Annotated in this window: 17 protein-coding genes and 1 tRNA gene; 8 read left to right on the top strand and 10 right to left on the bottom strand. The window is 60.8% G+C overall.

Translation table 11 applies throughout. From position 1 onward, the window contains the following. The first annotated feature begins 31 nt into the window (after positions 1–31). Entirely contained in the window at positions 32–496 is a 465-nt protein-coding gene (gene rnhA, locus ACB035_RS04040) for a ribonuclease HI (protein WP_005353268.1), read from the top strand. Here the strand turns inward: rnhA and ACB035_RS04035 are convergent. Further along, complete coding sequence (locus ACB035_RS04035) at positions 484–1,206, bottom strand: methyltransferase domain-containing protein (protein WP_216961837.1); 723 nt, start codon at positions 1,204–1,206, stop codon at positions 484–486. The two genes, rnhA and ACB035_RS04035, sit on opposite strands and share 13 nt — an antisense overlap. Positions 1,207–1,278: 72 nt before the next feature. On the opposite strand from ACB035_RS04035, the gene gloB reads away from it, so the two are divergent. Next, positions 1,279–2,043: a hydroxyacylglutathione hydrolase gene (gene gloB / locus ACB035_RS04030; protein ID WP_129503646.1), complete on the top strand. Its 765-nt coding sequence runs from the start codon at positions 1,279–1,281 to the stop codon at positions 2,041–2,043. 70 nt (positions 2,044–2,113) lie between these two features. Continuing rightward, positions 2,114–3,667 carry a LysM peptidoglycan-binding domain-containing protein gene (locus ACB035_RS04025; protein WP_331378094.1) on the top strand — a complete coding sequence of 518 codons (1,554 nt, stop codon included), beginning with the start codon at positions 2,114–2,116 and terminating at the stop codon, positions 3,665–3,667. Between the two features lie 160 nt (positions 3,668–3,827). Here ACB035_RS04025 and astE read toward each other — a convergent pair whose 3' ends face one another. Then, the gene (gene astE, locus ACB035_RS04020) at positions 3,828–4,853 is read right to left on the bottom strand and encodes a succinylglutamate desuccinylase (protein ID WP_371166741.1); all 1,026 of its coding nucleotides are present in this window, start codon (positions 4,851–4,853) and stop codon (positions 3,828–3,830) included. A gap of 283 nt (positions 4,854–5,136) precedes the next feature. Continuing rightward, positions 5,137–5,346 (bottom strand): DUF1127 domain-containing protein, encoded by a 210-nt coding sequence (locus ACB035_RS04015; RefSeq protein WP_005337823.1) that lies wholly within the window; start codon positions 5,344–5,346, stop codon positions 5,137–5,139. Between the two features lie 523 nt (positions 5,347–5,869). On the opposite strand from ACB035_RS04015, the gene ACB035_RS04010 reads away from it, so the two are divergent. Next, a complete protein-coding gene (locus ACB035_RS04010; protein WP_064339782.1) occupies positions 5,870–6,763 on the top strand; it encodes a DNA replication terminus site-binding protein in 894 nt (297 codons plus the stop codon). A gap of 175 nt (positions 6,764–6,938) precedes the next feature. On the opposite strand, the gene ACB035_RS04005 is transcribed toward ACB035_RS04010, so the two are convergent. The 3 genes from ACB035_RS04005 to ACB035_RS03995 form a co-directional block, all read right to left on the bottom strand. Further along, positions 6,939–10,814 (bottom strand): SNF2-related protein, encoded by a 3,876-nt coding sequence (locus ACB035_RS04005; RefSeq protein ID WP_371166740.1) that lies wholly within the window; start codon positions 10,812–10,814, stop codon positions 6,939–6,941. Positions 10,815–11,238: 424 nt separating this feature from the next. Beyond that, on the bottom strand, positions 11,239–12,324 hold the full coding sequence (locus tag ACB035_RS04000) for an ATP-binding protein (RefSeq protein WP_371166739.1): 1,086 nt from the start codon (positions 12,322–12,324) through the stop codon (positions 11,239–11,241). Continuing rightward, positions 12,321–13,049 carry a response regulator gene (locus tag ACB035_RS03995; RefSeq protein WP_371166738.1) on the bottom strand — a complete coding sequence of 243 codons (729 nt, stop codon included), beginning with the start codon at positions 13,047–13,049 and terminating at the stop codon, positions 12,321–12,323. Before ACB035_RS03995 ends, ACB035_RS04000 begins: the two co-directional genes overlap by 4 nt. Positions 13,050–13,206: 157 nt before the next feature. Here ACB035_RS03995 and ACB035_RS03990 point away from each other — a divergent pair, with 157 nt between their 5' ends. Beyond that, entirely contained in the window at positions 13,207–14,364 is a 1,158-nt protein-coding gene (locus ACB035_RS03990; RefSeq protein ID WP_371166737.1) for an efflux RND transporter periplasmic adaptor subunit, read from the top strand. A gap of 15 nt (positions 14,365–14,379) precedes the next feature. Beyond that, positions 14,380–17,514 carry a multidrug efflux RND transporter permease subunit gene (locus tag ACB035_RS03985; protein ID WP_371166736.1) on the top strand — a complete coding sequence of 1,045 codons (3,135 nt, stop codon included), beginning with the start codon at positions 14,380–14,382 and terminating at the stop codon, positions 17,512–17,514. An 86-nt stretch (positions 17,515–17,600) separates the two neighbouring features. Here the strand turns inward: ACB035_RS03985 and ACB035_RS03980 are convergent. Then, positions 17,601–17,690: transfer RNA gene (locus ACB035_RS03980), tRNA-Ser, on the bottom strand. Between the two features lie 439 nt (positions 17,691–18,129). Between ACB035_RS03980 and ACB035_RS03975 the strand changes: the two genes are divergently transcribed. Further along, positions 18,130–19,038 (top strand): L,D-transpeptidase family protein, encoded by a 909-nt coding sequence (locus ACB035_RS03975; protein ID WP_232489899.1) that lies wholly within the window; start codon positions 18,130–18,132, stop codon positions 19,036–19,038. Between the two features lie 39 nt (positions 19,039–19,077). Next, positions 19,078–20,067, top strand: coding sequence for a DUF481 domain-containing protein (locus tag ACB035_RS03970; RefSeq protein WP_279505366.1), 990 nt, complete (start codon positions 19,078–19,080; stop codon positions 20,065–20,067). Between the two features lie 66 nt (positions 20,068–20,133). Here the strand turns inward: ACB035_RS03970 and ACB035_RS03965 are convergent, their stop codons facing one another. The 3 genes from ACB035_RS03965 to rlmF form a co-directional block, all read right to left on the bottom strand. Continuing rightward, positions 20,134–21,549, bottom strand: a complete 1,416-nt coding sequence (locus tag ACB035_RS03965) for a DASS family sodium-coupled anion symporter (RefSeq protein ID WP_076495096.1) — start codon at positions 21,547–21,549, stop codon at positions 20,134–20,136. Positions 21,550–21,794: 245 nt separating this feature from the next. Further along, a complete protein-coding gene (locus tag ACB035_RS03960) occupies positions 21,795–22,520 on the bottom strand; it encodes a MaoC family dehydratase (RefSeq protein WP_047438553.1) in 726 nt (241 codons plus the stop codon). A 245-nt stretch (positions 22,521–22,765) separates the two neighbouring features. After that, positions 22,766–23,737, bottom strand: coding sequence for a 23S rRNA (adenine(1618)-N(6))-methyltransferase RlmF (gene rlmF, locus ACB035_RS03955; protein ID WP_371166735.1), 972 nt, complete (start codon positions 23,735–23,737; stop codon positions 22,766–22,768). Between the last annotated feature and the right edge of the window lie 36 nt (positions 23,738–23,773).

The raw sequence follows: 23,773 nt of genomic DNA, 5'->3' as shown, positions 1-23,773 counted from the left end.
CAAGCCTCATGTTAAAACAGATTGATTGCTCATGTTAAAACAGATTGATGTCTATACCGACGGCTCCTGCCTCGGCAATCCGGGCCCGGGTGGTTACGGGGCCGTCATGGTCTACGGCAAGCACCGCAAAGAGATTTCCGCCGGATTCAAGTTGACCACCAATAACCGGATGGAGCTGATGGCCGCCATCATGGGGCTGCGCACCCTCAACGAACCGTGCAAGGTGCGCCTCACCACCGACAGCCAGTATGTGCGCCAAGGGATCACCCAGTGGATCATCGGCTGGAAGAAGAAAGGGTGGATGACCGCCAACCGGCAACCGGTCAAGAACGTCGATCTCTGGAAGGAGCTGGATGCGGAAGTGGGTCGCCACCAGATTGAGTGGCTCTGGGTGAAGGGTCACTCCGGCCACCCGGAGAACGAACGGTGCGACGAACTGGCCAGAGAGGCCGCCTGCGGCAAGGATCTGGCCGAGGATACCGGCTACCAGCCCTGACGGGCCATTCCCGGTGTAGTGAGGGACTTTGGCAGTTGCCAGCGCCGCCGCACCGGGATCAGTGGAAAGCGCCTTTTACGGGCCGCAATCACGTATACCGATGCAAATGCCCTGCAATAATCCCGCCCGATACTCTCCCGCCACCAACTGTGCCAGCTCTGTTTACCCATAAACGAGTAACCGAAACGCTCGTCGAACATCACCTCGCATCCCAGCAGATGCAGCCAGTCCGTCACCCGCCCAGGGGTGAACATCCGTGCCGACCAGGGCATTCTGCGCCGCAAGAACGGCACACAATGACCGATCCCGACCAGACTCATGGGGTTATAGCCACTGATGATCAGCCAGCCATCGTCGGTCAATACTCTTTCGGCTTCGCGCAACACTTGGTGGGGATCGGCGGAGAAATCGAGGCAGTGAGCCAGCAGGCAGGCATCGACGCTGCCGGTCCGCACCGGCAAATCGAGGGGATCGCCATACATGTCGAGCAGCCGTCCGCCGGGGGCGACCCCGATCTGGTGACGAATGGAGGAGCGCTTGCAGGAGAGTTCAGCGCTCAGGGCGCCAATTTTCAGCAGATGATACCCAAACAGATTGGGGCACCAGTTGTCGAGCCGATCCTGGATCTCGGCCGCCACCCAGTCCCCCATAGGCAATGCAGACCAGCTGGTCGGGATCTCGATTTGTTGTTCGGTACGTGCCACCTGCATAATAGGGCTCAACTCGGGGTTTCGAACGCCATCCTGTTATATAAGATACCCTCCCTAAAGAGAAGCAGACTCATGTATCCAGTGATCACAGTTCCAGCCTTTAATGACAACTACATCTGGTTGATCCGCCACGAAAATCACTGTCTGGTGGTCGATCCGGGCGATGCCGCCCCCGTGCTGGAGCGGCTAGAGGCATTGGGGCTGGTGCTCGATGCCATCCTGCTGACCCATCACCATCACGACCATGTCGGGGGCGTCACCGACCTGCTTGCCCACTTCCCCCACGCCCGGCTCTATGGCCCCAAACTTGACCCGATGCCGGATCACCACGGTCAGTGGCTGGAAGATGGCGATCAGATCAACTGGCACGGCCTCGCCCTCGAGGTGCTCCATGTGCCCGGGCACACTCGCGGCCACATCGCCTACCACGGCAACGGCATGCTCTTTTGTGGCGATACCCTCTTCTCGGCCGGTTGTGGCCGCCTGTTTGAAGGGACGCCGGAGCAGATGTACCACTCGCTGCAACGACTCGCCGCCCTGCCCGATGAGACACTCATTTATTGTGCCCACGAGTACACCCTCTCCAACCTGCGTTTTGCATATGCGGTCGAGCCGGACAACCCGGCGATCCGCCGCCAGATCGGGCTGATCAGCAAACTGCGGCAACAAGGGCTGCCAAGCCTGCCAACCCGGCTGGGTGACGAACGCACTTTCAACATTTTTCTGCGCTGCGAACAGGATTCAGTGAAATTTTCTGCTGAAAAGCATGGGCTAAAATGCGTGGAAAATCCGGTAGATACCTTCACCATCCTGCGTCAGTGGAAGGACGTTTTTTGAACAAACCTTGATCAGGGGGCCATTGCCCCTTATGATGCGAGCTGTTTTTCCTAAAAATGACCGGAACGAGATGAAGGTACGAACGGCCTTATTGGCAGCGCTGTTGCTCAGCGGCTGCCAAAACCTGAGCCATCAGGATGACCGGGCGCTAACGGCAATCGAGCCGATCAAGTCCCCCCAGGTCAAGAAAAAAGCGCATAAAAAACACTCTTCCCATTTCCTGTTTGGCGATGAACAGCTGGACGAAATGGAAGATACGGACAATCTGTGGGTGCGTATCAGCGATGATATGCAACTGGAAACTCCGGACAACCCGCGCATCCGCCAGCAACGTGAGTGGCTGTTGCGCAATGATAAGCATCTGGCGACCATTGCCAGCCGGGCTGAACCCTACCTCTATCTGATGGTAGAGGAGATTGAACGGCGTGAGCTGCCAATGGAGCTTATTACTGTCCCGATGATCGAAAGCATGTTTGATCCTCATGCCCGATCCCGCAGCAATGCCGTCGGACTCTGGCAGTTTGTGCCAGCGACAGGCAGAAACTTCGGTCTGCGCCACGACAACTGGTATGACGGACGGCGCGATGTGCTGGCCTCCACCAATGCGGCGCTCGACTATCTGGAGTACCTGAACCGCTTCTTTGACGGTGACTGGCTGCAAACGCTGGCCGCCTACAATGCCGGTGAAGGTCGGGTGCGCAACGCCATCCAGCGTAACCAGCGCGCAGGCAAACCGACCGACTACTGGTCGCTCGATCTGCCCCGCGAAACCCGGATGTATGTGCCCAAGATCCTCGCCATGGCTGACATGATCAGCAATGCGGACAAGTACAATATCCAGTTGCCGGTGCTCGCCAACGAGCCGAAGCTGCGAGTGGTGGAGACCGGCAGCCAGATCGATCTGAATGTAGCCGCCCAACTGGCAGGTCTGCGCACGTCACAGCTCAAGGAGGTCAATCCGGCCCTGAGCCGTGGCGTGATGTCGCCCCGTGGCCCTTACCGCCTGCTGGTACCGGTAGAATATGCCGATACCCTGGAGCTGGCACTGGCCGATCTGCCCAAGAGCGAGCGTATTCGTACCCGCTCCTATCAGGTCACCAGTGGCGATACCCTGTCGCGTATCGCCCAGAATCATGGGGTCAGCGTGAACGAGCTGAAGCTGGCCAACAATCTGCGCAGCAACAACCTGCGTCGCGGTCAGCAACTGGTGATCCCGACCCACGGTCAGGTCAGCAGCAAGGCCAGCTCCGCCAGCAAACCGCAGCAGCTGGCAAGCCGTGGCAGCAGCCAGAAGGCCAAAATCAGTTACAAGGTGCGCTCGGGTGACAACCTGTGGAGCATCAGCCAGGCACACGGCGTCTCCCACGAAGAGCTCGCCAAGTGGAACGGTCTGAATGCCAAGTCGGCGCTCAAGCCAGGCATGAAGCTGGTAGTCTATCCCAAGCAAGGGAAGAAGAGCGACAAATCGATGGTGTATCAGGTTCGCCGTGGCGACTCCATCTCCTCCATCGCGGCTCGCTTCCAGGTGGCCATCAACGATGTGATGCGCTGGAACCAGCTGGATAAAGGGGATTACCTCAAGCCCGGTCAGGAGCTGACCCTGTTTGTGAAGAACAACAGCTAAGCCTCACAGCTTGAACCCGATAAAAAACGGGGCCAGTCATCTGACTGGCTCCGTTCTTTATTACTGCGGCTAACCGCTGCTGTGTCTGAGCCGCCGACTAAAACAATGGCTTGGCGCCACCTGCGGATGCATCACCACTCTGCAGACAAAACTATCACCGCTATTCCCAGAGCCTTGTCGGCACCACCATAAGCACTGTGCGCTGACCGATCGCCACATTGGCATTGGGGAAGACCACCGCCTCACGCGGCTTCTCGACCGTGTAGCGAAGCTCGCCATCCTCGGCCAGCACGAACCCTTGGGGGAATTCGGTGAAGTTGTCCACATCGCTGGCGAATAGAAAGCGAAACTGCTCCGATTTTTTGGTGATCACCCGATCGATGGCAAACAGGGTGAAATCATCCGCCCGCCACGGCTCCAGCGCCACCTCATCCTGAGTGACCAGCTCTTGCAGCGCTTGGCGGGTTTCGATAAAGCGGGTCATATCGTTCTCGCCAAACGGGCGCACCTTGCCCAACTCCACCGTAAAGGCGTGGGCACCATGCTGGCGGGAGCTGTAGTAGCTGAAGGTCGTGGTCGGGCTGGCGGAGAGCAGAATGGTGCGCACCCCGCAGGCGCCGAGGAACTGCACCTGCTCGCGGCAGTGAGGCCGCTCATGGGGAAAGGGGTAGACGGCAAACTTCTCGTGGCGCGAGCCGCGAATGGCGGTGTGCAGGTCATAGTGGTAGCGGGGACGAGCCGGATCGGCAAAGAAGCGGCTCACATACTGCTCGAGGCGCATGGCGCGGATCCGCTCCCGATTGCAGAGCCCCTCTCCCTTGCTGTGTGCACCGGAGAAGAGGCGGTTCATGTTCTCCTCCACCTCCCGCAGCCCCAGATTCATCGCCGCCGGATTGCCAAACAGGAACAGCACCCGATGGCGGGCGCTCAGCTCGCCTGAGAGCAGACGACTCAGCAGCTGGTTGCAGATCTCGATGGGGGCAGTCTCGTTGCCGTGAATACCGCAGGAGAGGACGATATCCTTGCGTCCTCCCGGCTGGCCGCCCGCGCCACTGGCAGGCTCCAGACAGAGCACGCCCGTATCCCAGACGCTGACTTGCGTGCCATCGGGCAGGGCAAATTCAAAGGGCTCAAGCTGCCACTCATGGCTGCGGGTCAAGGCCAAAAAATCGTGCTGGGGAATCATCCGTCTCACCCTCTTGCGCTGGAATACTATGGCCGGATTATACGCAAGGCATCACGGCTTAAAATCGTTTTTTAAACAAATTCAAACATTAACGATACAAGTGTGATAACAATCGAACGATGACAGCAATGACGGTAGCGATATGGAATAAAGAGGATAGGAAAAAGGATCAACGTAAAGCGGGGGGAGATAAAACAGACAATGACAGACATGGCGGCCGGGCGCCACAGGGGCAGAACAGCAAACGACTCAGCAGAAAAACAAGGCATCCATGCCCGGCTGATCAACCACGCCAGAACGGCTTGGTGGTCTCTTGATAACGGTCAGCTTCGTTCAGGCCGATGTCTTTAAGCAGGTACTCGGGCAGCTCGGAGAGCTGGCGACGGCTGCGGCTGCGCTCCAGCCAGGTCAGAACGGTCATTTTAACGCGAGCAACCAGATTCAATTGGCTGGAATGCTGGTAACCGGTTTCGGTATAAGTCATGTTGGCCATGATGTGGCTCCTCTGAATATTTGTTTACGCACTGGGCTCTATTTGATGCGCAAAGCTTAGTCAGGGAGCAGGGCCGACTCAATTGACGAATTTTGATACGTTACATTAGGAAAACTAATAGTAAAAAACTGACTGATACAACTTTAATGCTTTGATTTATAAAGAATAATTAAGTCTCTATTCGACCATCAACGGCCCGCAGCATATTGTGCTGCATGGCACCACCTTACATATGCAATTTACCGCATTGCCTATGCACTCGCCAATGGACGTGCCATGGGTGGCAACCCCGTCATTACATTCGATTGTTAATTTGTCGATCTATTTACGATCTTAAATTAACATCATGAAACATAAAACAAACTTACTTTTCCTCCCGCGCAGCTCCCTCAATGACGACCCGAAAACGCCCCTCTTGGCGCGCAACCGGCATACTGGTATGGTTATTTATACAGTAGTTTATTCCCCTGCCCTGACGCCATCGTTTATGCCGTCAGCGGCGGATGAAACCACAGGATCATCGATGGATACCTTTACCCCGACCGCCGCCCTGCGTCAACAGATGGCCGCCATTGAAGCCGCTCTCAACCAGCTGGCCGATCTGCTTTGCCAGCTCGACCTGCAGGAGGCTCATGTCTATCCCCTCCCCCCGGTTGCGCAGGGAGAAGAGCACGACCCGATCGAGCAAATTGAGGTGGGCTATCTCAACGGTGAAGCCGCGCTGGCGGCCACCCTCGCCGCCTATCGGGATCACAGCGCCCGCCCCGGCTGCTCCACCAAGGCGACTCACCGGCTGCCCGGCTGGTTGCGCTTTCCTGCCGCCGCAGCCCCCTTGCTGCAACCGCTGATCGACCAAATCAACCAGCACAAGCTCGATTTCAAGGCACTGGTGCAGCAGGCGGGGGGACGGGACGAGAAGTTCGAGCTGGTACATACCGCCCTGCCCGGGGTGATCACCCTGCAGGTCTACCGCAAACTGACCCTGCTGGCGGGAGAGCTGCAATCCCTTGGCTTTACCTGGGCTGACAAGCAGACCATCAATCGCCTCAGTCGCGAGCAGGTGCTTGAGATGCTGGAGCGCAGCCGCCGCTATATACCGGCCCTCTCCAACAACGAGGAGTGGAGCAAGATGGTGGATCAGGAGGTGTACGACATTCGCCGTCTGCCCGCCGATGCCGAGCTGCGGATCCGCCGCCCGGTCAAGACCCACCCGATGATCAACCTGCTCTGGTTGGAGCGCACCCCGCGCAAGCAGCAGATCAAGGCGAGCCTGCCTCTGCTGCTCTGCTCGGATACCCCGCCTGCAGTCACCCATCTGGGCAACTATCCCCCCAAGAGCCGGCAGGCGCGGCGGGATCGCAAGATTGGCGGCGAGCCCATCATCGAGCGGCTGCACCTCTATCTCTATCAGGGGTGACTGGATCAGGAATAGCTGGATCAGGGCAGGAATAGCTGGATCAGGGATAGCTGGGCCGCCTTGCCGCGATAAACGAGTACCCCATATCTGCGTCCCAAACGAGAAAGGGGAGAACATCTCTGGATGTTCTCCCCTTTTCTGTCTCGATAGGCGGTATGAAAGGTGGCGTCGCCAATCAGCCCATCAGCAGGGCCCGCAGGCTCTCCACATCCAGCCCGCGCACCTCGGACTGGCCACTCAGCAGGCCATCGGCCAGCGCCCGCTTCTCGTCGTGCAGGGCGACGATCTTCTCCTCCACCGTCTGCTCGCATACCAGTCGATAGACGGTCACCGGCTGGGTCTGGCCCATCCGGTGGGCCCGATCGCTCGCCTGATCTTCCACCGCCGGGTTCCACCAGGGATCGAGGTGTAGTACGGTATCGGCCTGGGTGAGGTTGAGGCCGGTCCCCCCCGCCTTGAGGCTGATGAGGAACAGCGGCACCTCCTCATGACGAAAACGCAGGATGGAGTCCTGACGGGACTTGGCAGAGCAGCCCCCATCAAGATAGCAGTAATCCCAGGATTTCTGCTCGATGCGGGCACGCAGCAGGCTCAGCAGATCGACGAACTGGCTGAACACCAGCACCCGATGACCGCCGTCGATCGCCTCTTCCAGCAGGGCCATCGCCTCATCCAGCTTGCTGCTGGTCTGCGACCACTCGGGCATCACCAGCTCCGGTGAGCAGCAGAGACGGCGCAGCCGGGTCAGGCCACTCAGCACATGCATCAGGGCGCGGCCATCGGCGCTTTGCACCTGCTGCACCACTTCCCGCCGGGTCGCCTCGTAGAGCTGACGCTCTTCGGGGGAGAGGCTGATGTGGTGGATGATCTCGGTCTTGTCCGGCAGCTCGGTCAGCACCTGCTGCTTGAGACGACGCAGGATAAAGGGGCTGATCACTGCACGCAGCAGCGCCATGTGCTGGGGATCCTTGACCGCCTTGCCAAAACGACGCTTGAACTCGCCAAGGCTGCCGAGCAGCCCCGGGTTGATAAAGGTAAAAAGGCTCCACAGCTCCCCCAGATGGTTCTCGATGGGAGTGCCGGAGAGGGCGAGGCGAAAATCGCCGTCGAGCTGGAACAGCAGCTTGGCGCGCTGGGTACCGGCGTTTTTGATCTGCTGCGCCTCATCGAGCACCATGGAAGACCATCGGCGGGACTTGAGCGCCTCCGCCAGGCTGCCAAGCATGCCGTAGTTGATGAGGATCACCTGACCGGCCTTGGCCTCGCGAATCATCCCCTCCCGCTCGGCCGGGTTCTCGAACACCACCACATCCAGCTCGGGGGCGAAACGGATCACCTCCTCCTGCCAGTTGGTGACCACTGACTTGGGCACCACCACCAGCGCAGGGCCAAGGTGCTGGCGCATGCGCAACACAATCAGCGCCTGCAGCGTCTTGCCCAGACCCATGTCATCGGCCAGACAGGCACCAAAACCGTGATGGGCCAGGGTCGCCATCCAGCGTACCCCCTCTTTCTGATAGTCCCGCAGGGAGGTGAGCAGCTCGTCCGGGCACTCGACCTCCTGCTGCCACTCCTGCTGCAGGGATTGCCACGCCGCATCCCCTTCGGTGGTAATGACCGAGAGCAGGCGAGTGAGCGGATAGGCCAGCTTGTTGTTGATCCGCTGCTCTTCATCGAGCATGGCCCCCAGCATGGTGAGCCGCTCCACCAGCTTGTCGCTCAGCATCAGGCTGGTCTTCTCGTCGAGCTGAACGGTGCGCTGCCCCGGGGTCATCTGGCGCAGAATAAGGCGCAGATCGAGGATCTGGTGCTCATCGAGGGCCAGTGCCCCTTCGACCTGGAACCAGTCCTGCCGCCGCTCGATGCGCAGGCTCAGGGCCGCTTCATCGAGGCTCTTGAGGCGAGCGCTGTCCTGATGCCAGTGAATAACCACTCCGGCATCCACCAGCTCGGGCAGAGCATTGACCAGCGCCAGCGCCTGTTCCCCCTGCAGCAGCCACTCGCTGCCGGGCAGGCCGATGGGGAGTTGATTGCGCAGTAGCTGGGCCTGCCCCTTCTCGACCGCGAGATCCCGCTGCCAGTAGTGGTACGCCTTGATCCCCTGCCGTACGATCGCCTCCCCCTTGCCAAGTGGCTGGGGCGGCAGATCCTCAAAGCGGGTCACCAGCTTGACCGACAGCTGACCATCCTGCCAATCCAGTTGCACCGAAGGAATGCCCGGCCAGGGAGCTAGTTCGGCGTTGCCGCTAAGCCCCGCAACCTGACTGTGCCAGGGCAGCTCGGGAATGGCGTCCAGGGTGCGTTGCAGCTCGGCCAGCCCCTCGGCGGGCAGCAGCGGGATGGATTCGAGCGCTGGCAAGCGGTCGAGCAGCGGCTGCGGGGTGAGGATGAGCTGCCACAGATCCTGCGCCAGCGGCATGATATGGGCCCCGCGGGCGGCCGCATCGGGGCAGAGCTGCGCGCTCATCCCCTGTTCGGTGGCCACCACCTGCAGCAGGGGGGCACTGATGGCCAGTTGCAGCTTCTGCCCCTTGGCGTTGAACAAGCGGGGGTGATCGGCCAGCGGCGCCCAGACATCCCGCGGCAGTCGTCCCATCACCCGTGGCAGGGTGCGAACCAGTGCCCAGTCATGCTCGTCGAGCATGGCGGCATACTGGGTGGAGAGCAAGGCCGGATCGACCCGGCGACCGGCGGTCCACTCCCCCTTGGTGCTCAGTTTCTGGATCTTGCACTCCAGCTCGGGGCCCTCGGCATGGAGCAGCCACACCAACCGCTCCTGCGGCTTGCGCACGCCACTGGAGCGTCCCAGCCCCTGCAGCCAGTTGAGCCAGCTGGCAGAGGCCGCGGTTTTATCCTCGTCCCCGTCATCATCCTGCTCGTCACTGCCCTCTTGCGTACTCTCCTCACTGCCGCGCAGTTGGCACAAGGGCGCCACTTTGGCCACCTCGCCCAACAAGATGCGCAGCAGATCCTGACAAAAGGCCATCAGGCGATGATGGGGTTCGGCATCGAGCAGATGGGAGAGATCCCACTTGTGCAACATGGCCACCTGCGGGCTCTGGGCTCCGTGACGGGCCAGCGCGCAGAGATCGAGCCAGAGATAGCCCCAGTGGAGCTCCTCCACCGGCAGTTGCAGGGTATCGAACAGGCCGACCGCCTGACCGTGGCGATCGCCCGCCCACTGGCTGAGCAAGTCGGCAAGCAGGGGGAACTGGCTAGTCAGACTGCGCTGCCACTTCTTGCGCTGTTCGCTGGCGATGACGGGATCGGCCTGCTGCAACCAGCCAAGCCAGAGCAGGGCGCTGAATGAACGGGGCCACTGGCCCGCCTCACCCTCATCGGTTGCCTGCCACTGGCCAAGCGCGGTGAGCAGTCGCTCGCCAAGCGGGCCGCTCTGGCTCTGTTGGGCCAGCGCCTGCAGGGCCGGCCAGCCGGGGGCGGCATCCTTGTCCTCGCCGCTTGGCGATGTGCTCTCGCCATCCCCGCAGAGCCAGCGCCACTCCGCCTCGAACGCTTTGGCCCGGGCCTGCACCTCGGGGGCGCAGCGCACCAGCGCATTGGCCAGCGGCCAGCGCTCTTCATAGGGGGCATCGAGCAAGAGTTGCAGCGAGAAGTGCTCCAGCAACATTTGCTGCCAGGCGGGGCTGGAGCCCGCCAGCAACTGGTGAGCGTCCGGGGTATCTAGCAGGGTCAGCAGATCGCTGGCCGAGAAATAGGTCGGGATCTCCCCCGCCTTGCCGCGGCAGAGCTCGCGCACCACCGCATGGGTAAGATCCTGCCCGGTCAATGAGGGCACCCGGCTCCAGTCCGGCGCCGGGCAGAGACCGGCACGCACCCCCAGGATCAGCGCCAGCGTTCCCTCGGCGGTCAGGCTCCACTGCTGTTCCCCGCGCAATCTGACCAGCCCCGCATCCTGCAGTCGGGTCAGTTTATCGATCAGGGCATGGCCTATCGCCAGTTGTTCTTGCAGCAAACGGGTACTGGCAACGCGCTGCAATTGCAGGGTGGCGAGCAGGGCATAACTATCCGAAGAGAGGGTGGACGCAGACATCAAGACTCACGGGCAAGTGCAAAAGCGGAATTTTAACGGTAAAGCGCCAGCGGCTCGACCCTTTACCGTGAAATAACTCAAAAAAAAAACGGCCATCCATGATGACCGTCGAAAGTAACGAAGGAAATAGCCGGATCATCCGGTTACCTCCCACAGCGGGAAAATCGGGAGCGCTAGCCCCTAATTCGTGGAGCCAATGCTAGAGGTTGGCGCCCGAAAAAGCTTTGAAGCGGATCACAGTTGAAAAGGATTTCTGAAAACGGTTTCAATTTTTGACGGCAAAAAACCATGGTTTCGCGCCAAATGAGCCATGTCCCAACCCCTCCTGCTCACCCGGCAAAAGCGGTAGAAAACCCTATGACGTCGCTTGTCGTCCCCCTGTGCGGGCAGCTGTATAGCTTCACCATACCCCGCCGCCCGCAGGCTAGGTTTCAGGGCAACCGGACATGGCCGAGATGGGCCAGGAGAGCACGAATCGGCTCCCTCCCCGTCCGGTAGCTTGGCAAACCGCGCTGCCGCCGTGGGCCTCGGCAATCGCCTTGACCACGGCGAGTCCGAGTCCGCTACCGCCGCTCTTGCGCGAGCGTGACGGATCTCCGCGACGAAACGCATCGAAGATACAGGCGGCGACCTCCTCGCTGATGCCAGGCCCCTCATCTTCCACACTCAGGACGCACACACTCTCCGAGCGATGCAGCCGCACGGTCAGCAGGCCCGGCAGCGCGTGCTTCTGGGCATTTTCCAACAGCGCCATCAGAGCCTGACGGATACGAAACAGATCGCAGCAGACATGAAGTTCGCTATCGAGCTCCCGTTGCAACACAAACCCGCTCGCCGCCAGAGGGCAGGCAAACGCCTCAAGCACCACGGCAAGCTCGTCGGCCAGCCTGACCTCGGTCCGCTGCAACTCCAGATGACCGCTGTCGTTGAGGCTCAATACCCGCAAATCCTCGATCAGGTGATTGAGCCCCTCCACCTGACGCAGCAACCTCTCGAAGAGTTCGCTGCTGGGAGGAAATACCCCTTCGGCCAGCCCCTGCAAACGGCCGCGCAAAATGGTCACCGGAGTGCGCAACTCGTGGGCAATTGCGGCATTCCAGAACTCCCGCTCGCGGGTCATGCTCTGCAGCCGCTCGGCCATGGCGTTGAAGTCGCGCACCAGTTGCGCTGTCTCCCCGATCGCCTGCTCATCCTCCGGCACGCGGGCATCGAGTTTGCCCTCGGCCACCTCGCGCAGGCTGGTTGCCACTGAGTTGAGGGGAGTCAGGATGCGGCGAGAGAGGCGAACCGCCACGTACAGCGCCATCCCCAATGCAATGAGAATGGTGGAGCCGATCCATAACATCTCGACTCTGGAGGGCACCCAGGTCTCGGAGATGCTGCCCGGCACAAACGCCACGGCGATGCCATAAAACACATAGGTGCCGATCACCGCGAGGGAAATGATGCCAAGCGTCATCAAGCCCAGAGAGCGGATGATCTGCCTGCGAAGGCCGGGCGCCGATTTCATGCATCGCCTCCGAAGCGATAGCCAACGCCCCAGACACTGGCGGGGACCCCCTGAATGCCGTGTGTCTCCAGTTTTTTGCGCAACTTGCTGATGTGGCTATCCACAGTGCGCTCCTGGGTATCCCCCTCCGGCAAGCAGTGAGTCAGCAGTTCGGCGCGACTGAACGCCCGTTTCGGCGCCCGCATCAAAGAGGCGAGCAACTTGAACTCGGTCAGGGTCAGCTCCAGCACCTGCTGCTGGTCATCGCGGAAAATGCTGGCCTCGTGGCTCTCCAGATCGATCTGAAACTGGCCGACCCGCAGCACGTTCGCCGTGGCAGGCTTTACGGCCCGGGTGCGCCTGAGCACGGCCTGCACTCGCGCCACCACTTCGGCCGGATTGAAGGGTTTGACCACATAGTCATCCGCCCCCATGCGCAGCCCCATCAGCTTGTCGAGATCCTGATCGAGGGCGGTCAGCATGATCACCGGCGTATCGCCACGCGCCCGGATCGCGCTGAGCACCTGCCAGCCATCCAGTTGCGGCATCTGCACATCCAGCAGCAGGAGATCGGGTTTGAATGCCTGATGCATGGCCAGCGCTTCACGGCCATCGGCGGCGTGCAGGGAGCGCAAGCCATGACGTTGCAGGTAAGCGGCGAGGATGTCGGCGATCTCGGCTTCATCCTCTGCAATCAGTACCAGTGACTGGCCCGCTGGGCTGGCGGGAGCATTGAGATGGGACATAGTCGGACTCGAAAAAAGGTGGCGTTGAACTTTATCATCGCCTCCATGGATTCTCCACAAAGCCTCGAATCATTCGCAATAGCCCCTCGCCATAATGGCCGCTCGATGCACTCTTCGGTCACATCACACCGGAGAGACGGTTTAACGAGGTAAGTGGATGATGTTTGTAAAACAGCGGTATGCGGGCGCCCTGCTCGCCGTCATTGCCGCATTCGGGTTGGCGGGTTGCGATGCCGCGCCGCAAGAGCAGGAGGCACCCGCCCTTCCTCAGGTGTCGGTGCTGACATTGACTGGTCGGGAGCTTGTCATCAGCGAGGAGCTGCCCGCCCGGGTGGCAGCACTGCGCAGCGCCGACATTCGCGCCCAGATCAGCGGCATCGTGCAGCGCCGCCTGTTCGAGCAGGGCGCCGAGATCAGCGTTGGCACCGTGCTGTTCCAGATAAACCCGGCCCCCTTCAAGGCCGATGTCGACAGCGCCGCCGCCGCATTGCAACGAGCCGAGGCCGTGCTGGCCCGCGCCAGCATCCAGATTGACCGCCTGAAGCCGCTGCTGCGCACCGACGCCATCAGCCGCCAGACCTATGACGATGCGATCTCCCAGCGGGATCAGGCGGCCGCCGATGTAGCCCAGGCCAGGGCGACCCTGGCCCGGCACCAGCTGAACCTGCAATTTGCCAGCGTGGAGGCCCCCATCGCCGGGCGCATCGATCAGGCGCTGGTGAGTGAAGGGGCCCTGGTGTCGCCCACCGATACCACTCCCATGGCCCGGATCCAGCAGATTGATCAGGTCTACGTCGATGTGCGCCAACCGGCCTCGGTGCTGGAATCCCTGCGCCAGCAAGCTGGCTCAACGGCACCGGAACTGACGGTGGAGATCCTCGGCAGCAATGGCACACCGCTGGGCATGCAGGGGCACATCCTCTTCTCCGGCATCGAGGTCGATGCCGGGACCGGCGACGTGCTGCTGCGGGTGCTGGTGGATAACCCTGAGCGGCGCCTGTTGCCCGGTCTCTACGTGCAGGCGCGCATTCCCCGGGCCCGCTATGCCAACGCCCTGACCGTGCCCCAGCAGGCGGTAGTTCGCACATCGGGTCAGACCAGCGTGTGGGTGGTGGATGGCCAGGGGCAGGCACAGCTGGTTCCGGTCAACACCGCTGAACTGGTGAATAGCCAGTACCGCATCGCGTCCGGGCTCAGTGCCGGGCAACAGGTGGTGATCGAAGGGATCGACCGTCTGACCCCGGGGGTTCAGGTCACAGCTTCCCCCTGGCAACCACCCGCTCTCAGCCAACCGGCTGACGGTGGCATTCGCTGAATCGGAGAGTTATCCATGCCGCAGTTTTTTATCCATCGCCCGGTGTTTGCCTGGGTGATCGCCCTGTTCATCGTGCTGGCAGGGGTCATTGCCATCCCCAAGCTCCCCATCTCCCGCTATCCCTCGGTGGCGCCGGTGTCGGTGACCCTCTATGCCACCTATCCGGGCGCCACGCCGCAGACACTGAATGATGCGGTGGTGAGCCTGATCGAGCGCGAGCTGTCGGGAGTGAAGAACCTGCTCTACTTCGAGTCCTCTGTGGACGCCTCGGGCAGCGCGCAGATCACTGCCACCTTCAAGCCGGGCACCGATCCGGAGCTGGCCCAGATGGACGTGCAAAACCGCATCAAGGCAGTCGAACCCCGTTTACCGCAAGCAGTGCGGCAAACCGGCTTGCAGGTGGAGTCCGCCTCATCCGGCTTTCTGATGATGGTCGGCATGACCTCACCGAATGGCCGCTTCGATGAGGTTGCCCTCAACGACTACATGGCACGCAATATTGTGCAGGAGCTGCGCCGCATCGACGGGGTGGGACGAGTGCAGCTGTTTGGCGCCGAGCAGGCCATGCGCATCTGGGTAGATCCGGCCAAACTCGCCGCCTACGGGCTGACCATCAGCGAGGTGGCGCAGGCCATCGAGCAGCAGAACATCCAGATTGCACCGGGGCGCCTCGGTGATGAACCCGCCCTGCCGGGGCAGCGCCTGACGGTTCCCCTCACGGTTCAAGGGCAGCTGACGACCCCCGAGGCATTCGCCGCCATCGTGCTGCGAGCCGGTGGCGATGGCGCCAAGCTGGTGCTGGGTGATGTCGCCCGGGTCGAGCTGGGGGCGCAATCCTACGCCTTTTCCAACCGGGAGAACGGCGTGGCCGCCACCAGCGCCGCCATCCAGCTCTCCCCCGGCGCCAACGCAGTGCGTACCGCAGATGCGGTGCGCACCCGTCTCGCCCAGCTCGCTCCCACCCTGCCAGCGGGCATGGCCTATTCGATCCCGTTTGACTCGGCCCCCTTCGTCAAGGTCTCCATCGAAAAGGTGATCCACACCCTGCTGGAAGCCATGGTGCTGGTGTTTCTGGTGATGTTTCTCTTCCTGCAGAACCTGCGCTACACCCTGATCCCGGCCATCGTCGCCCCCATCGCTCTGCTTGGCACCTTCGCGGTGATGCTGCTGGCCGGTTTTTCGATCAACTCCCTCACCATGTTCGGCATGGTGCTGGCCATCGGCATCATAGTCGACGACGCCATCGTGGTGGTGGAGAACGTCGAGCGCCTGATGGCCACCCGGGGGCTGTCGCCCAGGGAGGCGACCTCGCAGGCCATGAAGGAGATCACCGGGGCGGTGATCGGCATCACCCTGGTGCTCACGGCGGTGTTCCTCCCCATGGCGTTTGGCAGCGGCTCGGTGGGGGTCATCTACCAGCAGTTCACCCTGTCGATGGCGGTGTCGATCCTCATTTCGGCCTTCCTCGCCCTGACCCTGACGCCTGCGCTCTGCGCTACCTTGCTGCGTCCGGTCAGTCCGGATCATCATGAGAAGCGCGGCTTCTTCGGTACCTTCAACCGGGGTTTCGAGCGGTTCACGGCAGGCTACGGTGCGCGGGTAACCCGGCTGGTCGGGCGCAGCGGACGGATGATGGCAACCTTTGCCGCCCTCTGCGCCGTGCTAGCCATCGCCGCCGCCCAGCAGCCCTCCTCTTTCCTGCCGGACGAGGATCAGGGCTACTTCATGACCTCCATCCAGCTGCCGACCGGCGCCACCAGCGAGCGTACTCTTGAGGTGGTCAAGGCCTTCGAGGCTCACGTCGCCTCTCGCGAGGTGCTGGACACCAACCTGGTGGTGCAGGGCTTCAGCTTCTCCGGCGCAGGCCCCAATGCCGCCATGGCCTTCACCATGCTCAAAGATTGGGATCAGCGTCATGGCGCCACGGCAGCCGAAGAGGCAGATCTGGCACAAGCGGCTATGGCAAATATTCCTGAAGGCACGGTAATGAGCCTGCTGCCGCCCGCCATCGATGAGCTGGGCACCGCCTCCGGCTTCACCCTGTTCCTGCAAGACAGAGCCAACCGGGGAGATGCCGCGCTGCTGGCCGCCCAGGCACAACTGCTGGAACTGGCCGCCAAAAGCCAGGTAGTCAGTGATGTGTATCCCGACAATCTGCCTCCCGGCGAGAGCATTCACCTCGAGATCAACCGACAGAAGGCCGAAGCCATGGGACTCTCGTTCGCCAGCGTAAGCAGTACCCTGTCGGCCGCAATGGGGTCGCTCTACGTCAACGACTTCCCCAACGGCGGGCACATGCAGCAGGTCATTCTGCAGGCCGACGCGTCGGCGCGCATGCAGCTCGATGACGTGCTCGGCCTGCGGGTACGCAATGCCAGCGGCGGCATGGTCCCCCTGCGGGAGGTGGTAACACCGGAATGGCGCGAATCGCCGCAACAGATGATGCGCTTCGATGGCTTCCCTGCCGTGCGTATTGCTGGAGGGGCAGCGCCCGGCATCTCCAGCGGAGCGGCGATGGCGGAGATGGAGCGTCTGGTGGCGCAATTGCCGCCAGGCTTCGCATTGGCCTGGACGGGACAGTCGTTGCAAGAGCGCCAGTCGGCCGAGCAGGCCCCCCTGCTGATGCTATTGTCGGCGCTGGTGGTCTTCCTGGTGCTGGCGGCACTCTACGAGAGCTGGTCGATCCCGCTCTCGGTGATGCTGGTGGTGCCGCTGGGCCTGCTCGGCGCTGTCGCGGCCGTGATGCTGCGCGGCATGCCCAACGACGTCTTCTTCAAGGTGGGCATGATCACCATCATCGGTCTGTCGGCCAAGAACGCCATCCTCATCGTAGAGTTTGCGCGCCAGTTGCACAGCGAAGGGCGCTCACTGCTTGATGCGGCTGTCACTGCTGCCCGCCTGCGCCTGCGCCCCATTCTGATGACCTCGCTGGCCTTCACCCTCGGGGTGGTGCCGCTGATGCTCGCCAGTGGCGCCAGCGCGGAGACCCAGCACGCCATCGGCACCGGCGTGTTTGGCGGCATGATCAGCGGCACCCTGCTGGCCATCTTCTTCGTACCGGTCTTCTTCGTCTTCGTCATCGGCACCCAGGCGCGCATTCAGGCCTGGCAGGCACGGCGAGCATCCAACGGCATTCATCCGGGCCGATGACCACAGATACACAGTCAGCCGGATAATTCCTCAGCACATCACCAAAAGAAAAAGCCCAACCTGCTAAACAGGTTGGGCTTGGTATGTGGCGGAGAGACAGGGATTCGAACCCTGGGTGGCATTGCTGCCACAATTGATTTCGAGTCAATCCCGTTCGGCCACTCCGGCATCTCTCCGTGGGGAGAGATTTTTACCCAAGCTGGGCCGAGGATGCAATAAAAATTTCTTAGATATCAAATGGCTGAATCAGATATCTGGGAGCAGGCTCACAATGCGGCGCGTGCTGTTCGCGTTGCCAGGCCACCCTGCATCCACCCGACATTAACCCGCTCGCACACCCGGCCATTATCCATATCGTGACATTCCCCCATTGCCATGAGGCGTCTCTTTTTCCTGCTTGGCGCTCAAATTTATGGGTGATGCCGCTTTTGGCCGGTTTCCTATGTATCCCCACATCATTGTGGGTGCGCAGCAAGCTGGTAATCATGGGCTGATTGAGGAACAATCGCGCCATTCTGGCGGCTGTGTTGATGATGTTCCGCCCCGATTGAACTGATGGATCTTCTTATGCGATTGCCGAAACTCAAGCCCCTACCCTTAACGCCCGCCCTTTCCATGCTGCTGGCAGCGATCCTGCTCTGCGCGGCGCCGGCAGAGGCCAAACGCTACCCGCTGCCACCTGCCGGGAGTCGCCTCATCGGTGAGCTGGAGGATTACATCATCCAGCAGAATGAACATCTGGAACTGGTTGGCAAAAATACGCAAATTGGATTTTTGGCGCTGCTTGAGGCAAATCCGGGTGTAGATCCCTATTTACCCAAGCCGGGTACCCGCTTGACACTGCCCACCCAGATGCTGCTGCCTGATGTGCCTCGCGAGGGGATCGTCATCAATCTGCCCGAACTGCGCCTCTACTACTTCCCCAAAGGGAAGAATGAGGTCATCGTGCTGCCCATCGGGATTGGTGATATCGGCCGCGAGACTCCGGAGATGACCACCACCGTAATCGAGAAGAATCCCAACCCGACCTGGGTACCCGGCCCCATGGTGCGCAAATCCTGGCTGGAGCAAAAAGGGATCACCCTGCCCGCCGTGGTGCCCCCCGGCCCAGAGAATCCCCTTGGCAAGTTCGCCATGCGCCTTGGTTATGGCAAACGCGACTACCTGATCCACGGCACCAACAAGGATTTTGGCGTTGGCCTGCGGGTAAGTGCAGGCTGTATCCGGCTGAGACCTGACGATATTGAGGCCCTGTTCAAGATTGTGCCGATTGGCACGCCGGTACGGGTCATCAATCAACCGGTCAAGGTCGCCATCGAACCGGATGGTCGCCGCTGGCTGGAGGTACACTCCCCGCTCTCCCGCACCGAAGAGGAGCTTGAAAATGGCGCCCCGCTGGTGCTATCTCCGGCCATAGAGAGCTTTATCAGCGCACCTGACGTGATGCAGGATGAGGTGACGGCGGCGCTGGAGAGCAAAAACGGCCTGCCCCGCCCCATCAGCAGCCAACTTGTCAGTGGCTAAGTCACCAGCGCCCGAGTCGCACCGGAGTCACCTTACCTCATGAAATTCCTGCCCCTCCTACTCCTGTTGGCCTGTCACTCCTTGTGGGCCAAGGACATTCTCTGGATGAACAATGGCGATCGTCTGACCGGCAACATCGAGGAGGTGACCGAACAGTCGGTGCGCATCGCCCTGCCCTACAGCGGCGCAGTCACCGTCCAGCGGGAGGCCATCAAACGCTGGCGCATCGATAAAGAGGACAACCCCAAGGCAACGGCAAAGGGTGGGCTCAAGCTGTTCGAGGACGACCAGGATGAACGCAACGCCTGGCTCTGGACCGGCAGCGGCGATCTCAATGTCAAACTCAAACAGAATGACAAGCAGACCAACAACGTCAACCTCAGGTGGAAAAGCGAGCTGGCCAATCTGGACTGGCGTTACAGCTTCTCCGGTGAATATACCTATGAGACCGCTGACAACGTCACCGACAGCCATGATTATCAGCTCAACCCTACGCTGGACTACTTCTTCAACCAACAGTGGTTCTTGCGCACCTCACTCGATGCCGAATATGACATGCTGGATAAAGATCGCTATCTCTACATGGACTATGGCTCGGGGCCTGGCTACCGCTTCTGGAACGACAAACGCCGCCGACTGGAGCTGATGGCCCAAGGGGGATTAAGCCGACTCTACTTCCGTGAAGATAGCGAGGTTCCCAAGATTTTTCTGGGTGAACGGGTCATTGACTACCCCTTCGCCGGTTTTAACTGGGATTATCGTCAACCTTTCTCCCTCTGGCAGGAGAAAATGGAGCTGTTCAGCCAGGGGCGCTATCTGAAATATCTGGCACAAGCCTCCCCCTATTTCACCCGTAATCAGGATCTGAAAGGCAGCATAGGATTGCGCTACTACTTCAACGACCATCTGCGCCTCTCCTGGTCGAGTGAGCTGGATTGGGAAGATGCTGACATCCTTGTCGACACAGGCAGCCCAGAACCCCGGGAAAGCGAACTAAGACACCTGCTCAGCCTTGGCGCCAGTTTCTAGCCCCCCCACCCCAACACGCAAAGAGGAGCAAAATCGGCTCCTCTTTGCTTCAGGCAGACAGGCTCGCTAGATCAGCCCCCAGGCGGCAATCTGGTAGATCCATACCATCGCCAGCAGGGTGCCAACCAACCCCATGATGACGCCGATGCGCACCATCTGGTGACTCTCCACCAGACCGGTGGCGTGGGCCAGCGCATTGGGCGGGGTACTGATGGGCAGAGACATCCCGAGCGAAACCGAAATAGTGACCGCCAGGATCAAGGTGTGGCTGCCGCCCCATTCGGCCAGCTCCGGCATGCTGACCGCCAGCGCCGCCACCAGTGGCAGCAACAGATTGGCGGTCGCGGTGTTGGACATAAAGTTGGCCATCACCACTGCCAGCAGACAGGCGCCGACCAGCACCGCCAGCGTGGAGTATTCGTGGAACGGAATATGGGTGATGAGCCGCTCGGCCAACCCGGAGTCCTCCAGCGCCAGCCCCAGCGCAATACCGCCCGAGACCAGCCAGAGCACGTCGAGGGAGATCTTGTGCAGATCGTCCTTGGTGATGATGCCGGTGGTCAGGAACACAGCTACCGGGATCATGGCGACCACGTAGGAGCTCATGCCGTGCAGATCCCCCAGTAGCCAGAGCACTATGGTGGTGATAAAGGTGAGGTAGACCACCCAGGCGCGAGGGGTCTGCATAAAGCGCCCCTCAATCTTGAGATCCATCCGCTTGAGGGTGCTCGGGAAGAAGCGCCCCAGCAGGAACCAGCCAAGCAGCAACAGCAATACCACAAAGGGCACCGCAAATCCCATCCACTGACCGAACGAGATGGCATGCTCGCCGGTCAGGTATTTGAGGGCCACTGCGTTGGGCGGAGTGCCGATGGGAGTGCCGATCCCGCCGAGGTTGGCCGCCAGCGGAATGGCAAGCACAAAGCCGATTTTGGCCGGGTCCTTGTCGGGAAACGCCGCCAGCACCGGGGTAAGGATGGCCAGCATCATGGCGGTGGTGGCGGTATTGCTCATGAACATGGAGAAGGTGGCGGTGATCAACATCAGCCCCAGCATGACGATCCGGGGATCCTGACCGAACGGGCGCAGCAGCACCCGCGCCAGATTGACGTCCAGATGGTACTTGGTCGCCGCAATGGCGAGGAAAAAACCACCGAGAAACAGCATGATAACCGGCGAGGCAAAGGTCGCCATCACCTCGGTGGACTTGAGCAGCTCACCAAACCCCGGTTCAGCCTTGTCGGCAGTCATGAACCAGAGCCCCTTGTCGGAGAGCAGCAGCAGCTCCAGCACGATGATCAGCACCGAGGTAGCAAAGATAGGGATGGGCTCCAGGATCCAGCAGAGGGCGGCCAGCACGAAAATGGCCACGACCCGCTGCTCGATGACGGTGATCCCCTCCAGCGGGATCCAGTGGGTCGGGATCAGCAGGATGGCGAGGCTCAGCAGCAGTGGCAGAATAATCTTGTTATTGATGGGCACTATTGTCTCCAGGATCGGGAGTAAGAAGCCAATAGTGGCATAACATGCTATCGCCTCACGCGGCCAACTCGCCAAAATGAGAGCTGGCTAACTGCACGGCGCACCGTTTTGTGAGTCATATCAAGCTGGGGTCGGCGCGCTATGGCTGACGCCTCAGCCCTTGCAACAAACAGGCAAAAAAACGGGCCCGCTGTTCGTTGCACACGACAGCGGGCCCGTTTCACCATTCATGCCGATGAGAGAGCTCAGAAGTAGATGCGGGTCACCGACTCGATGACGCAACCCGGGCGGCGGATCCCTTCAATCTCGACCTTGATCTCTTTGAGCAACTCCAGCCCACCCTTGATGGGGGTGACCCGGGCCAGCTTGGTGCGGGCGCGGATGTTGCTGTCCACCTTGATGGGGTACGGGAAACGTACCTGATCCAGCCCAAAGTTCACCACCATGCGGGCGGTCGGGAACTCGGGGGTGGCCTCATCGACCGAGCCGGTCAGCTGCGGCAGCAGCGCCAGGGTCAGGAAGCCGTGGGCGATGGTGGTCTTGAAAGGCGACTCGGCGGCCGCGCGCTCCGGATCGGTGTGGATCCACTGATGATCCCCGGTCACGGCAGCAAACTGATCGATCATCTGCTGGCTGACGTGCAGCCACTCGCCGACATGAGTCTCTTCACCAATGCGAGCCTGCAGGGCGGCATAGAGCTCGGCCGCCTCGGCCCCCAGCTCAACTGCGGGTTCCTGAGCCACGGCAGGCTGACCGTTGACTACTTGTGCCACGGTTGCTGCATCCTGTTGCTGCTCGTTCTGGGACTCGGCTTGCAAGTCCAGCACACGCCCCAGCAAAGGGTGAAGATGTGCCTTTTGCTGAAACTCACGCCAGTAGTCGCGGATCGCCGGAGAGAGCCAATCCTTGAGCTCAAAGGGGTGCTGCGCCAGAATTTCGCGCTTGCGCTTCAGAAAATCGACAACTTTCATCTACCGATCCCTATTTGATTCAATGCCTGTAAAGAGGTCTAACCAGTCCTATTTTATTAAAGTTTCAGCTGTAAGTGCAAAAAAATCTCGGCGTACACCTGTACCAAGGAGGAAGTAACTACTTAGACCATGTAAACCAGCACGATCTGCCAATGAGGAAATCGATTGCCAAAGATGCCGCCAGCAGGGGAAACTCGCGGGATTCATCATGAAAAAAGGCCCTCATCGGGCCTTGTGGTGGGGAGTCAGCGCGCGCTCGACCAGCCGCGACGCAATCCCTCTTCATCCAGGAAGGACCAGGCGAGGATCCGGCTCACCTTGTTGCCCTGTGCCATGTCGATCACCCGTACCTGACGCGCCCCCACCCGGCTCAACGCCTTTTTCGCCCCCGGCAGGTTCTCTTTTTTCGACACCAGCGAGCTGAACCAGAGACACTGAGTGGCAAACTCCTTGCTCTGGGCAATCATGTTGGCCAGAAACGCCGCCTCGCCCCCTTCGCACCAGAGCTCGGCCTTCTGGCCGCCGAAGTTGAGCACAGGGGCGCCTGTCACCTCCTTGCCCAGATTGCGCAGCTTGCGCTCCGTCCCCTTGCTCGCCTCTTCCAGCGACGCATGGAACGGCGGATTGCATAGCGTCAGAGCGAAGCGCTCCTTCGGCCCTATGATGCCGCGAAACACATGGTTAGGGTTACCCTGCAAACGGCACTCAATCTGGTTGCCGAGCCCGTTGCTCTTGGCCAGCAGAGTGGCCGCCTTGACCGAGACCGGATCGATATCCGATCCCACAAAACGCCAGCCATATTCGCGGCAGCCGAGCAGCGGATAGATGCAGTTTGCCCCCACCCCGATATCCAGCACCCTCACCCCCTTGCCGGTAGGGAGCTGGCCTGAGCTCTCGGCCAACAGGTCGGCCGCCCAGTGCAGGTAGTCCACCCGTCCCGGGATAGGCGGGCAGAGGTAACCGGCAGGCAAGTCCCAGTGGGCAATCCCGTAGTGATGGGCCAGCAGGGCGCGATTGAGGGACTTCACTGCATCGGGATTGGCAAAATCGATGGTGCGGGTGCCGTAGTCATTGATAAATACGTGGGCAGCCAACTCGGGAGTTCGCAGGCAGAGCGCCTCAAAGTCGTAACCCGCCTGATGGCGATTACGGGAGTGAAGTCCGGATTTGCGGTCGCCCGACTTGGGGCCACCGGCTGATGGGATGCGGGGTTTCATGCTGAGCCTGCCGAAGAAAACGGGCCCACACTATAG

The organism is Aeromonas sp. S12(2024) (assembly GCF_041402305.1).
Taxonomy (GTDB): Bacteria; Pseudomonadota; Gammaproteobacteria; order Enterobacterales; family Aeromonadaceae; genus Aeromonas; species Aeromonas veronii.
This window is presented reverse-complemented; position numbering and strand designations above follow the sequence as displayed.